Source organism: Peribacillus sp. SIMBA_075 (assembly GCF_046534585.1).
On record NZ_JAWRYN010000037.1, the window covers coordinates 42,357 to 54,287 of the forward strand.

Here is an 11,931-nt window from a genome sequence, read left to right on the forward strand (position 1 = left end):
TCAGTTAATGCCGAATAATTTCTTGGCATTTTCGGTTGTTGCCTGGGAAACTTCCTCTATCGTGAGTTGTTTTATTTCTGCGATTTGTTCAGCAACAAGCTTCACATAGGAAGGTTCATTTCGCTTTCCTCTATATGGATGTGGAGCCAAGTATGGACAATCGGTTTCAATCAGTAAACGCTCTAAAGGTACGGCCGCCGCTACCTCCTTTGGCTTTTTTGCATTCTTGAAGGTCACAGGGCCACCCAATGAAATATAAAAATTCATATTGATGCATTCCAAAGCTGTTTCTGCACTTCCGCTAAAGCAATGCATGATGCCTCCCACCTCTGATGCCGCTTCCTCCTTTAATATGTTCACGATATCCGCGGTCGCTTCCCGATTATGGATGATGATGGGCAGCCCCACTTTTTTCGCCAATCGGATTTGCTTCCTGAATACCTCCATTTGAACATCTTTAGGTGATTTATCCCAATGATAATCAAGACCCATTTCACCAATAGCTACAACCTTTGGATGATTGGATAACTCCTCGATCCATTGTAAGTCCTTCTCGGTCATATCTATAGCGTCCACTGGATGCCATCCGATTGCGGCATACATGAAATCATAAGTTTCTATTAATTCCATTGCCCTTATAATGGTAGGCTGGTCAAAACCAACGACTACCATATTATTCACTCCTGCTTCCTTAGCTCGTTCTATGACATCATCGAGATCCTCGTTGAATTGTTCTGCATTAACATGTACATGTGTGTCAAATAACATTATTTTTCTTCCTTTCTAGCACTATTTTATAAAAAAATAAAAGTTTTATGTTTCACATTTAGGTAACAAAAAGATTACAAAGGAGCCTATATGCCCAACAAGTAAAAATAGACCTAATAATCAAAACCTGTATAATTTACTTTCTCCAAAAACATAAAGAAAAAAACATAAAAATGTTTCATATGAAACACCTTTATGTTTTCGTGGGTTTATTTCACCTTTGAACCATTTGGAATCGATGAATCTATTGTAGCGACTGAGAGCACACCATCCTTGCTGCCCGCCAATATCATCCCTTGAGAGAGCTCTCCACGAAGTTTAACAGGTTTCAAATTCGTTACGCATATCACTTTTTTGCCTACTAAATCTTCAGGTTTATAGTGCTGAGCAATGCCTGATACGACTTGCCGTTTCTCATAACCTAAATCAAGCTGCAGTTTAAGAAGCTTATCCGCTTTCTTTACCGGCTCCACTTCCATGACCTGAGCAACACGAAGCTCTACTTTTGTAAAGTCATCAATAGTGATTTCATCAACCTCTGGAATCGTCTCTTCCACTTTTTCCTCGGCCTCAGGGGCTCCACCCTGCATTTGTTCTTTAATATATAAAACTTCCTCTTCCATATCCAAACGGGGGAAGATCGGCTCACCCTTCAAAACTTTTGTTTCAGCAGGAATTTGACCGAACTCAGCTAAGCTATCCCATGATTTTAAAGCATTATCTTTGATGCTAAGCTGAGCAAAGATTTTTTCCGGTGTTTGCGTCAAGAAAGGCTTTAAGAGAATGGCCGTCCTGCGTAATGACTCCGCCAAATGAACCATGACACTGGCAAGGTCTTCTTTCCTTGATTCATCTTTAGCAAGAGTCCATGGTTGGGTTTCATCAATGAATTTATTAGTTCTGCTCACGAGTTGCCAAATGGATGTGAGTGCAACTGAAAATTCCATGTTTTCCATGGCTTCCTCATACTTGCCTACCGTGCTTTGGTTCATTTCAACCAAAGCTTTTTCGAATTCGCCATTTGATCCTTCGTAACTTGGAATAACACCATCAAAGTACTTATTGACCATTGCCACTGTTCTATTTAATAAATTCCCTAAATCATTTGCAAGGTCAAAATTGATCCGTTCTACAAACCCTTCCGGTGTAAATACTCCATCAGAACCAAATGGGACTTCACGCAATAAGTAATACCGTAAAGAATCCAAACCATAACGATCAATCAATGTAACGGGATCCACTACATTCCCTTTTGATTTGGACATTTTACCATCTTTCATGAGAAGCCAGCCATGTGCAAAGACTTTCTTAGGAAGCGGTACGTCAAGAGCCATTAACATAATCGGCCAATAAATTGTATGGAAACGGACAATTTCCTTTCCGACAAGATGTACATCCGCAGGCCAATAATTCAGGTATTTAGAGTCATTATCCGTTCCATACCCTAATGCCGTTATATAATTAGTCAATGCATCAATCCATACATAAATAACGTGCTTTGAATCTCCTGGCACCTTGATGCCCCAATCGAAAGTAGTACGTGAAACGGCCAAATCTTCCAATCCAGGTTTGATGAAGTTATTGATCATTTCGTTTTTGCGGGATTCCGGTTGAATGAAATCCGGATTTTCCTCATAAAACTTCAGTAATCGATCCGCATATTTACTCATCTTAAAGAAATAAGACTCTTCTTTCACCTTTTCAACAGGTCTGCCGCAATCTGGACAGTTTCCATTGCTTTCTTCCACCTGACGATCCGTGAAGAAAGATTCACAAGGTGTACAATACCATCCTTCATATTGATCCAAGTATATATCACCCTGGTCCAATAGCCTTTTAAAGATCTTGGCTACAACCTCTTTATGGCGATCTTCTGTCGTCCTAATGAAATCATCATAAGAAATATCAAGTTTTTCCCAGAGCTCTTTAATCCCTGATACGATATTATCTACATATTGCTGTGGAGTGATTCCTTCTTCAGCTGCTTTACGCTGGATTTTTTGACCATGTTCATCAGTGCCTGTTAAATACATGACATCAAAACCACGCATCCTTTTATAACGAGCCATGGCATCACCTGCCACTGTCGTATATGCGTGCCCTATATGTAAATTACCACTCGGATAATATATGGGTGTCGTGATATAGAATGTTTTTAATTTTTCTTGCACTTCGTTCCCTCCTCATCTTTTGCAAAACCGCTTTAGGACTGCCCAAAGCCATAAGACTATATATTTAAGCTATTATCTCTATTTTAACGCTATATACGATTCTACGCGACAATAATCACTAATCAACATGTTAATAGAATAAAAAATAATATAAGTAAATGTCATTTTAAAAATAAGGGTTCACGATGTGAGCTTCCCTTATGTCAGCATTACCTCTTACCTCAACAAAATATACCTAAAATTCTTTTTTTGTGCAACAACTCACAAATTTGAAAATATTCCTGGAAAATTATCCTTAATTCAGAACTTTTGTTTTGAAACTAAATTGCATTTAATCATATAATAAAGATGGAGAGATACATGCACACTTTGTCGAATTGTGGTGAATTGAGTAATTATTTGCAGCCTATTTATTTCTTGAATTATAAAGACATAAACATTCTTTTCTCTTTAAAAGTCTTTTTTTCATCGGAATGCAGCCGCTTTCTTTTTTACAAAAAAATGAAAATAAATCATTGACGGATTTGGGAATGGCTGGTATTATAAATTTATAAAAAAATTTGTCGAATATTGGCGAAAAAAATAGAAATAGGGTACTAGATTGTAACTGAGAGGAGAATTTTAAAATGAAATCTACAGGTATTGTTCGTAAAGTTGATGAGTTAGGCCGGGTGGTTATTCCAATCGAACTTCGTCGTACATTGGGTATCGCTGAGAAAGACGCTCTTGAGATCTATGTTGATGACGAACGCATCATCTTGAAAAAATACAAACCAAACATGACTTGCCAAGTTACAGGTGAAGTTTCCGATAATAACCTTACACTTGCTAATGGTAAATTGATTCTTAGTCGTGAAGGTGCTGAATTACTTATCCAAGAAATTCAACAAAACTTCACTGCTTCTAAATAAATGATATAAATAAAAAAACTTCCGATCTCCGGAAGTTTTTTTATGCTTATTTATCGTTATAATTATTATTGTATATCAATGTGATACGCTTGATATACATCGCGTTTTTGTATATTGCGATCTTTTGCGACCTGCTTGATTGCGTCCTTTGAATTGAGCTGCTTGTTTTCTATATAATGATTAACATGACCGACTAAATCAAGTGCCGCCCACCAAGCTTCCTCAGATTCATCCTCAGTCAATTGTCCACCTTCTATTATTAAACAGAACTCACCGCGAATCTCGGATTCCATCGCCCACGTCAATGCTTCACTTACCGTCCCTCGAATGAACTCTTCAAATTTCTTAGTTAATTCGCGACATAATACTATTCGACGGTCACCTAAAATTTCATGCATATGTTTCAATGTTTCTTTTAATCGATGTGGCGATTCATAAACGATCCATGTGGATTCCATTTTTTTTAACTTTTCCAGCTCCTGCTTTTTTTCTTTTGCTCCCCGTTGTAAAAAGCCATAAAAGTAAAAAGGCTGTGGAATGAGCCCAGATGCAATCAATGCAGTTAATGCAGCATTGGCACCTGGCAACGGAATGACTTTAAACTGTTCAGCAATGGCATCTTTGACCAGTTCATATCCCGGATCGGATATCGTTGGCAAGCCCGCATCACTTACCAATGCGATGACCTCTCCTGATCGAAGCCGCTCGAGCATCTGTTTCCCGCTATATTCTTTATTATGTTCATGGTAACTGACGATAGGTGTCGAAATTTCAAAGTAGTTGCATAATTTCTTCGTATTTCGTGTGTCCTCAGCTGCAATGACATCCGCTTCCTTTAAGATTCTTAAAGCCCGAAAGCTCATATCTTCAAGGTTTCCTATCGGTGTAGGAACGAGATATAGAGCTGGCTCCAATCCTTCTTTTTCAAAACTCTTTTGTTGCCACATATCATGCATCCTCCTTTGCCATCCACTTTTGCTTTTGTTTTCTTGTTAATTGCTTAAACTTATATTCAGCCCGCATGGCCAATGTCTGTGTTTCAAATATTTCATGATGAATCAGTTCAACCGGGGTCCGTCCTCGGGTATACTTTGCCCCCCTGCCTTGATTATGAGCATCAATCCTACGATCCAAGTCATTTGTATACCCAGCATAATAGCTGCCGTCCTTGCATTTTAAAACATAAAAATAGTGCTTATTCCTCTCCATATAAAATCCTTTTTATTTCCGGATTATAATCATTTTGGTCGTTATACACAACAAGAGGAGGTAAAATCTTCAAATCAGGGTTGCCGTCCTTTATCCCTTCAATTAGAATCGTATTTGCTTCTTTCGAACTTTTTGGATAAACGAATTGCAATCGCTTCGGTTCAATCCTGTACATCCTCATTAATCGCAGGATATCCATCAGACGGCCCGGCCTATGAACGAATGCCGCTTTTCCACCTTGACGCAGCAACTGGCTTGAAATACGCATGACGTCCTCAAGATTACACATTATTTCATGACGGGCAATTGCAAAATGCTCATTTTTATTCATTTCCTCAATTGATGGCGTCGGGAAATAGGGTGGATTGCAAGTAACCACGTCATACTTGCTGTATCCTATCTGCTTCGGAATCTCTTTTATATCCCCATGAATCATTTCAATCCGGGAGGATACGCCATTATAGTCCATGCTCCTCTTGGCCATGTCATATAACCGCTCTTGAATCTCAACACCCGTAATGGTCCCTTTCGTTCTTGTACTCAGCAGCAAGGGGATGACCCCATTCCCTGAGCAAAGATCTACGATTTTCCCTTTTTGGATCGGGACATTTACGAACCTTGATAATAAAACGGCATCTAATGAAAAAGAGAATACTGATGGGCTCTGGATGATCCTTAAATTCTCAGCCAATAGATAATCCAGGCGTTCATCTCCTTTAAGTTCTACCATTGCTGTTACCCTCCTAATTATGTATGGAAAACGCATGTTTAGGGTCCATGCTTCGACATTCGTATCGTAAAAAAAGGGATCTGACTCATAGTATGCGTCAGACCCCGAATCACTATATATTGTAAACGGTCTATCTATCACGTAAAAGAGATGGAACATCTTTTATATTATTCCATTATCACTTTTTGTTTAAAAAAGATAAACAGAACAGGCAATCTCCTTCTTTTCGTAAACTGCCAAAATGCAGATTGCAAATATGGAAGCCTTCTTGATAGATACGGGCTAGATTATCATAGCCTTCCCCGATATCCATAACCTTGTCCGTACTAGCAGTACGGTTTTTCACTTTTTGTTTAACCTTCACTGCAGCAGGCGCACTTTCGACTTCCACAAGGCCTAACCGATGACGCAAGTGTTCGTTCTCCAGCTTGAGCGACTGATTTTCCTCAAGGATTTCAGCTAAGTTCTGCTTCAATTCTCCAAGCTGCTTATATAATTGGCCTATCTGGGTTTCCATATTGGTCACCGACTCAAAAATATCTTTCTTATCCACGCTCTCCCACCACCTTAATAATCTGTGGCTTGAATAGAAACGGCTCCCTCTTTTAGAATCTCATCAAGAGTATACTCTAATACTCTTTCCTGCTCGATTAGTTCAATCTGAAGTACGCGTTCTAGAATATTAAGCCCCACTACCTTGCCTTTGCCACCAGGCGTATTAATCATTTCACCTAAATCAGGAAGCATTTCCTTCGCACTTTCATACTCGTCATTTTCATATTTCAGACAGCACATCAATCGACCGCATAATCCTGAGATTTTTGTAGGGTTCAATGATAAATTCTGATCCTTCGCCATTTTGATGGAAACCGGTTCAAAATCTCCAAGAAATGTGGAGCAACAAAGCATTCTGCCACAAGGTCCAATGCCACCAAGCATCTTGGCCTCATCCCTTACCCCAATTTGGCGCAGTTCTATCCGAGTTCTGAATATGGCAGCTAAATCTTTGACTAAATCACGGAAATCCACGCGACCATCCGCTGTAAAATAAAACACGACCTTATTTCTGTCGAAAGTATATGACACATCAACCAGCTTCATATCCAGCTTATGCTCAACAACCTTTTGGCAACATATAGAGTAGGCCTCTTCTGCAGCCGCCTTGTTCTCATCAACAATCAGCTTATCTTTTGCATCAGCGACCCGAAGTACTTTTTTTAACGGCAGGACAACATCGTTTTCATCTACTTGTTTACGGGCTGTAACAACTTTACCGAATTCAACACCGCGGACAGTCTCCACTATTACAAAATCGTCCTTAGGAATAGCGAATTCACCCGGATCAAAGTAGTATATTTTGCCCGCCTTTTTAAAACGGACACCTACAACATCATACAAATCATGATCCCTCCTGCAAATTCAGCACAAGCTGTTCCATCAACAGCTGTGGATTCGTGTTGGACATCAGCTTCCGTTTTGCTTCCAAAATACAACCCATATTTTCAGCAAGGCGTCTTGGGGAAAGATGAAGAGCGTGAGTTTCAAATTCCTTCAGTTTATTTTGGAATACAACGAAGTCCTTTTTGTCCAACTGAATGTATAATAAATCCTTATATATAAGAAGTAACAAATCAAGACCTCTGTCAACCTGTTCTCTTTCTTTAAAGTGTGAAAACCAATCCGTCTGCAGGTACAACAATGCCTTCAAGGAATTAAGTTTTAACACTTCATATAATTTTACCACTATTTTTTGAGCTTGTACAAACCATTCATCATTGCTAAGCTCGATTCCAGCTTCCACATTCTGTGTTATATGTGCGATAACCGAGGCGAGCTGCGGTTCTAAATCCTGTTCTATCAGCTTCCGTTTCACATTCTCCGGGGATAATGGCTTGAACGAAATCACTTGGCATCTTGATAAAATTGTCGGCAGAATCCTTTGAAGCTGTTCGGTCATCAATATTGCTACGGTATCGGCCGAAGGTTCTTCTAAAAATTTCAATAGACTGTTGGCTGCCCCCACTGACATTTTGTCCGCATCGGCAATCATATAAACCTTTCGATCCGCCTCTACGCTTTTTTTCGAAAATTCTTCTTGGAGCCCCTTAATTTGTTCTTTCTTTATTGAAAGACCATCTCTTTCTATTAAATGGACATCAGGATGGTTCCCACTGGAAATCCGTTTGCAATTTCGGCAAAGTTCGCATGGCTTATAACCCGCTTTTGGTGCTTCACATAATAAGCTTTTGGCAAAGTTTTTGCTTATATCTTGCTTACCCGTCCCTTTTTCCCCTTCAAATAAATACGCATGAGCCACCCTGTTCTTCATTATGCTATTTTGCAGCATCATCATTACCTGCGGCTGAATTTGATTCATGTCCTGCCATGTTTTATCCAAAACCATCAACTCACTTAAGTATATAAATTAATCAGAAGACCTTTAATTTCACCTATCATTTCCAATATTTCAAGCGAGCTTTTCTCTTTATTAAGAATTTCCTCGCTTAACTCCACTAATCTTGCATCTATCGTTTCCACGGTTTTCAACGGCCGGCTCTGTCCATATTGGTTCCAGCTAGTGGATTGCTTCAGTTCCAGTCCATATTCAACCGCTTCTTTAACAAACCGTTTCACTAATGCTTTATATTTTGCCAGTTCCCTAAAAGTACGTGACCTTACTAAACGCTGTCCCGCCCCTTCTATATCGCCTATCAAACGGTTTAATGTTTGGATTTGCATTTTTTGATCCTGTGTCTGGACCATTTGTCGAAATCTTCCATTCCCGATTTGAAACTGTTTGGCATCCTGGCGCGATTTATCCAGCTTAATAGGAGTATCATGGTTGATTTTCATAATGAACCTCCCTGCGGCTAACCGTTAGAATTGTAAAAAGTTTTCAACCGGCAGAACAAAAATGGTCGCACCGCCTACTTGAATCTCCACTGGGTAAGGTACATAGGACTCGGCATTCCCGCCCATCGGAGAAACCGGTGATACTAACTGGGATCGTGACTGGCAATTCTGTTTGATGATCTGGATGGCTTGGTCAACACGTTCATCCTCTGTGCCAATCATAAAAGTCGTATTACCTGATTTTAAAAACCCGCCAGTGCTGGCTAGCTTGGTTGTTCCGAAATTATTTTCAACTAATTCATTTAGCAGGCGATGACTATCCTTGTCTTGAACGACAGCAATGATCATTTTCATTCTCATCATCCTCCGGTTACTCTGAATTTTTCCTAACTCCATTATAGCAACTAGTCTTTGCTTGGAATAGTATTCGGGTTGAATAATATGGAAACCTAATATTTAATTCCCTTTTTTCTCCAGATAATTAAACAAACTGGCTTTCGCTTCTTCAAAAACTTCATCAACTGTCCGTCCTGCATCAATGATAATAAAACGGTCTTCCCATCTATTTATAATGGACTGATACCCCTCACAAACTTTTTTATGAAAGTCCAGGGCTTCAAGATCCAGCCGGTTCACTTCCCGTTCCCCATTGGCCTGGATACGTCTCAATCCTTCTTCTGGATCTATATCAAAAAAGAAAGTGGCATCGGGCATCATATCTCCAATTGCGAATTTATTGATACTGTAAACCTCTTCAATATCCAAACCCCTTGCATGGCCTTGGTAGGCTAACGAGCTATCTATAAATCGGTCACAGAGAACAATTCCCCCTCGTTCCAACTCCGGCATGACCACTTCCACTAAATGCTGACGTCTAGCCGCTGCATATAATAAGGCCTCTGTTCTCGAGTCCATAGCTGTATTATCCTTATTAAGGATCACTTCCCTAATCTGCTCCGAAATGGGGACTCCCCCTGGCTCACGCGTTAATAGGACTTTGTAGCCTTCTTGTTGCAGAGCCTTGCCAAGCATTTGGGTAATTGTTGTTTTCCCGGCACCCTCGGGCCCTTCCATTGTAATAAAAATACCACGTTTCATCGATGTACCTCCAAGGTTCTTTGTTTGTAGTATATCATTTTAACCAGCATGCCCGCTTTCATAAACGATCAACTCTCCGTTTGAAAGGGAGGAACCTCCATGAAACCTTGATCCCAGTTCAAGCAGTCTCTTCAAATTGGTAATATGATCTGCCGTAATCATTTCCCCGGACATAATTAATGGAATTCCTGGCGGATAAGGGATGACCATCTCGGCAGATACCTCTCCTACGGCTTCTCTCAATACAACCGGTCTCGATTTACTATGCTTCATGACGGAGTAAGTAATTTCCAGAGCCGTAATCGAACTTCCAGCAAACCAGCTACCCACTTGATTCGCTTCGGCGCTTCCAGTTCTGTCTTTAGTCGCACTTTTTATATTTTGAACGATTTCTTGAAAGGGAAAATCGATACTCGTTTTTAATAAAGGTAAAATCATTAATAAATTATTAGGATCAGCTAATTCTGTAAAAATGCCTTCGGCTTCACATAGCTGCTGTAACTCAAACCCGCTTAAGCCATTTGTTGATTGAATGACTACTTTCAACGGGTCTGCTGAAGTACCTGGTGGCGCCTCTAACACCCTTACTGTTTGTAGGGCGCCCAATTCCCGTCTGAAATCTGATATCTTTTTAATAAGGGATTTTTTATCTTCTGATGTAAAAGCGGCTAAGTATGCTCTGGCTAAGTCGAGCGATCCCATAATTGGGTAAGACGGGCTGCTAGACTGAAGCATTTGTAAATAGAATGATACTTGCCCCACATCAACTAAGGATGAATTGACATGAAGATATGACCCCATCGTCATAGCCGGCAGTGTTTTATGTGCTGAATGGACAACGGCATCTGCCCCTGCGAAAATAGCTGATTTAGGAAACGGACTTCCTAACTGAAAGTGAGCGCCATGTGCTTCGTCCACCAGCACCGGGATTCCCTTTTGATGTGCAAGTCTCACCAATTCCGTCAAGTCTTCACCAAGACCATAATAATTCGGGTAGGTTACAACGATGGCTTTAACATCTGGATTGGCACTCAAAGCTTCTTCAATTAATTTTGATCCTACACCACCAGCAATGCCCCATTCCTCATAAAAATCCGGCTGTAAAAAAATCGGCTGTACATTCGCTAACATCAACCCATGCAAAATTGATTTATGGCAATTTCTTTGGACAAGCACTTTATCACCTTCACGGCAGGTAGCAAGAATCATCGCAATGTTGCCTACGGTTGACCCATTAACCAGAAAGTAACTTTTCTTTATCCCATATAAATCAGCGAGCAGTTGCTGGGACTTTAAAATGGCGCCCTCTGGAGCATGAAGGTCATCTAAACCGCTTATCTCCGTGGCATCTATGCCAAGCAGGGGGTTATATATTGCTTCGCCCTTTTTACTAAAGACCCATCCATTTTTATGTCCTGGCACATGCAGGGATATTGGTCTTTTTTTATAAAGGGCACTCATTGCATCGAACAATGGTGTCTGTGATTGATTCATTTTTCTCTTCCCTCAAATCATAGTATTTTTTCATTTTATCAAATAAGTTCATATTTATCTCTTATTGCTCGACAGAAAGGCAATTATGTATCTTCGAACACTCTGTTTAGATACAGAAACGCAGCTTGTTACCAAGCATTCTTCTAAAGTACCAAAAAAAGAGTCAGAGAATAAAGAAACAATCCATTTCTTCATTCTCTGACTCTTTAACTTTTCACAAACTGCTTATTCATGAAAATATTTCAGGATTATTGATTTTTCTTAATTGCTTTAAGTAATATTTGTACTTTGGATCGTTCGTATCCGTCCCGATCATATCCCTTTCACATTCCTCACAAATAAAAGTCGTATATAGATGTATTCCCATCCCTTTTATTTGTTCACAAACCACGCACGATTCCCCTGCCGTTGTTTTGGTTGTTGTTGTCCCCAACATCTCCACCTCCATACCTGCATTCTCCCCAAAAACCATTGTTCACATACATTAATTTAAATAGTTTAAGAGAACCGGGGATGCTTTTAACAATGTATGATGAAGTTTTTCAATACGTGTATGTCTTTATAAAAGTTTCCATAATTGATAAACCCTTTATATCTAATGATCTTTCTTTTCATTCAACAAAAAAGACCAGCCGGATGGCTGATCTTTTAAATGGCTTGGCGGCGTCCTACTCTCACAGGGGGAAACCCCCAACTA

The 11,931-nt window shown here is 39.9% G+C and carries 14 protein-coding genes; 1 reads left to right on the plus strand and 13 read right to left on the minus strand.

What is annotated here, in order from left to right; all coding sequences use genetic code 11:
• Together SB775_RS20970 and metG are read right to left on the minus strand one after the other, a co-directional pair.
• Positions 1–768, minus strand: a complete 768-nt coding sequence (locus SB775_RS20970) for a TatD family hydrolase (RefSeq protein WP_089364273.1) — start codon at positions 766–768, stop codon at positions 1–3.
• Positions 769–977: 209 nt separating this feature from the next.
• Positions 978–2,939, minus strand: coding sequence for a methionine--tRNA ligase (gene metG, locus SB775_RS20975; protein WP_410863138.1), 1,962 nt, complete (start codon positions 2,937–2,939; stop codon positions 978–980).
• A gap of 626 nt (positions 2,940–3,565) precedes the next feature.
• Between metG and abrB the strand changes: the two genes are divergently transcribed.
• A complete protein-coding gene (gene abrB / locus SB775_RS20980) occupies positions 3,566–3,850 on the plus strand; it encodes a transition state genes transcriptional regulator AbrB (RefSeq protein ID WP_048689982.1) in 285 nt (94 codons plus the stop codon).
• A gap of 65 nt (positions 3,851–3,915) precedes the next feature.
• On the opposite strand, the gene rsmI is transcribed toward abrB, so the two are convergent.
• From rsmI to SB775_RS21035, 11 genes are all read right to left on the minus strand, one after another.
• The gene (gene rsmI, locus SB775_RS20985; RefSeq protein ID WP_125162830.1) at positions 3,916–4,797 is read right to left on the minus strand and encodes a 16S rRNA (cytidine(1402)-2'-O)-methyltransferase; all 882 of its coding nucleotides are present in this window, start codon (positions 4,795–4,797) and stop codon (positions 3,916–3,918) included.
• 1 nt (position 4,798) lies between these two features.
• The gene (locus SB775_RS20990; protein ID WP_061440317.1) at positions 4,799–5,059 is read right to left on the minus strand and encodes a GIY-YIG nuclease family protein; all 261 of its coding nucleotides are present in this window, start codon (positions 5,057–5,059) and stop codon (positions 4,799–4,801) included.
• Complete coding sequence (locus SB775_RS20995; RefSeq protein ID WP_317778945.1) at positions 5,046–5,789, minus strand: tRNA1(Val) (adenine(37)-N6)-methyltransferase; 744 nt, start codon at positions 5,787–5,789, stop codon at positions 5,046–5,048. Before SB775_RS20995 ends, SB775_RS20990 begins: the two co-directional genes overlap by 14 nt.
• Before the next feature lie 178 nt (positions 5,790–5,967).
• Positions 5,968–6,306 carry a DNA replication initiation control protein YabA gene (yabA, locus tag SB775_RS21000; RefSeq protein WP_375166265.1) on the minus strand — a complete coding sequence of 113 codons (339 nt, stop codon included), beginning with the start codon at positions 6,304–6,306 and terminating at the stop codon, positions 5,968–5,970.
• A 50-nt stretch (positions 6,307–6,356) separates the two neighbouring features.
• Positions 6,357–7,187 carry a PSP1 domain-containing protein gene (locus SB775_RS21005; protein ID WP_061440314.1) on the minus strand — a complete coding sequence of 277 codons (831 nt, stop codon included), beginning with the start codon at positions 7,185–7,187 and terminating at the stop codon, positions 6,357–6,359.
• A gap of 1 nt (position 7,188) precedes the next feature.
• Positions 7,189–8,193 (minus strand): DNA polymerase III subunit delta', encoded by a 1,005-nt coding sequence (gene holB / locus SB775_RS21010; protein WP_410863140.1) that lies wholly within the window; start codon positions 8,191–8,193, stop codon positions 7,189–7,191.
• 8 nt (positions 8,194–8,201) lie between these two features.
• Positions 8,202–8,642 carry a YaaR family protein gene (locus SB775_RS21015; RefSeq protein ID WP_089364269.1) on the minus strand — a complete coding sequence of 147 codons (441 nt, stop codon included), beginning with the start codon at positions 8,640–8,642 and terminating at the stop codon, positions 8,202–8,204.
• A 24-nt stretch (positions 8,643–8,666) separates the two neighbouring features.
• Positions 8,667–8,996: a cyclic-di-AMP receptor gene (locus tag SB775_RS21020; protein ID WP_061440312.1), complete on the minus strand. Its 330-nt coding sequence runs from the start codon at positions 8,994–8,996 to the stop codon at positions 8,667–8,669.
• Between the two features lie 102 nt (positions 8,997–9,098).
• Positions 9,099–9,740 carry a dTMP kinase gene (gene tmk / locus SB775_RS21025; RefSeq protein ID WP_410863143.1) on the minus strand — a complete coding sequence of 214 codons (642 nt, stop codon included), beginning with the start codon at positions 9,738–9,740 and terminating at the stop codon, positions 9,099–9,101.
• Positions 9,741–9,779: 39 nt separating this feature from the next.
• Positions 9,780–11,234 (minus strand): aminotransferase class I/II-fold pyridoxal phosphate-dependent enzyme, encoded by a 1,455-nt coding sequence (locus tag SB775_RS21030; RefSeq protein WP_410863144.1) that lies wholly within the window; start codon positions 11,232–11,234, stop codon positions 9,780–9,782.
• Positions 11,235–11,463: 229 nt separating this feature from the next.
• Positions 11,464–11,682: a sigma factor G inhibitor Gin gene (locus tag SB775_RS21035; RefSeq protein ID WP_081108652.1), complete on the minus strand. Its 219-nt coding sequence runs from the start codon at positions 11,680–11,682 to the stop codon at positions 11,464–11,466.
• Positions 11,683–11,931 lie beyond the last annotated feature (249 nt).

What these genes read in the sequence shown, in the direction of transcription:
- SB775_RS20970 (WP_089364273.1), bottom strand. Translation starts at nt 768, where the DNA reads ATGTTATTTGACACACATGTACATGTTAATGCAGAACAATTCAACGAG.
- abrB (WP_048689982.1), top strand. Translation starts at nt 3,566, where the DNA reads ATGAAATCTACAGGTATTGTTCGTAAAGTTGATGAGTTAGGCCGGGTG.
- rsmI (WP_125162830.1), bottom strand. Translation starts at nt 4,797, where the DNA reads ATGTGGCAACAAAAGAGTTTTGAAAAAGAAGGATTGGAGCCAGCTCTA.
- SB775_RS20990 (WP_061440317.1), bottom strand. Translation starts at nt 5,059, where the DNA reads ATGGAGAGGAATAAGCACTATTTTTATGTTTTAAAATGCAAGGACGGC.
- SB775_RS20995 (WP_317778945.1), bottom strand. Translation starts at nt 5,789, where the DNA reads ATGGTAGAACTTAAAGGAGATGAACGCCTGGATTATCTATTGGCTGAG.
- yabA (WP_375166265.1), bottom strand. Translation starts at nt 6,306, where the DNA reads ATGGAAACCCAGATAGGCCAATTATATAAGCAGCTTGGAGAATTGAAG.
- holB (WP_410863140.1), bottom strand. Translation starts at nt 8,193, where the DNA reads ATGGTTTTGGATAAAACATGGCAGGACATGAATCAAATTCAGCCGCAG.
- SB775_RS21015 (WP_089364269.1), bottom strand. Translation starts at nt 8,642, where the DNA reads ATGAAAATCAACCATGATACTCCTATTAAGCTGGATAAATCGCGCCAG.
- SB775_RS21020 (WP_061440312.1), bottom strand. Translation starts at nt 8,996, where the DNA reads ATGAAAATGATCATTGCTGTCGTTCAAGACAAGGATAGTCATCGCCTG.
- tmk (WP_410863143.1), bottom strand. Translation starts at nt 9,740, where the DNA reads ATGAAACGTGGTATTTTTATTACAATGGAAGGGCCCGAGGGTGCCGGG.
- SB775_RS21030 (WP_410863144.1), bottom strand. Translation starts at nt 11,234, where the DNA reads ATGAATCAATCACAGACACCATTGTTCGATGCAATGAGTGCCCTTTAT.
- SB775_RS21035 (WP_081108652.1), bottom strand. Translation starts at nt 11,682, where the DNA reads ATGGAGGTGGAGATGTTGGGGACAACAACAACCAAAACAACGGCAGGG.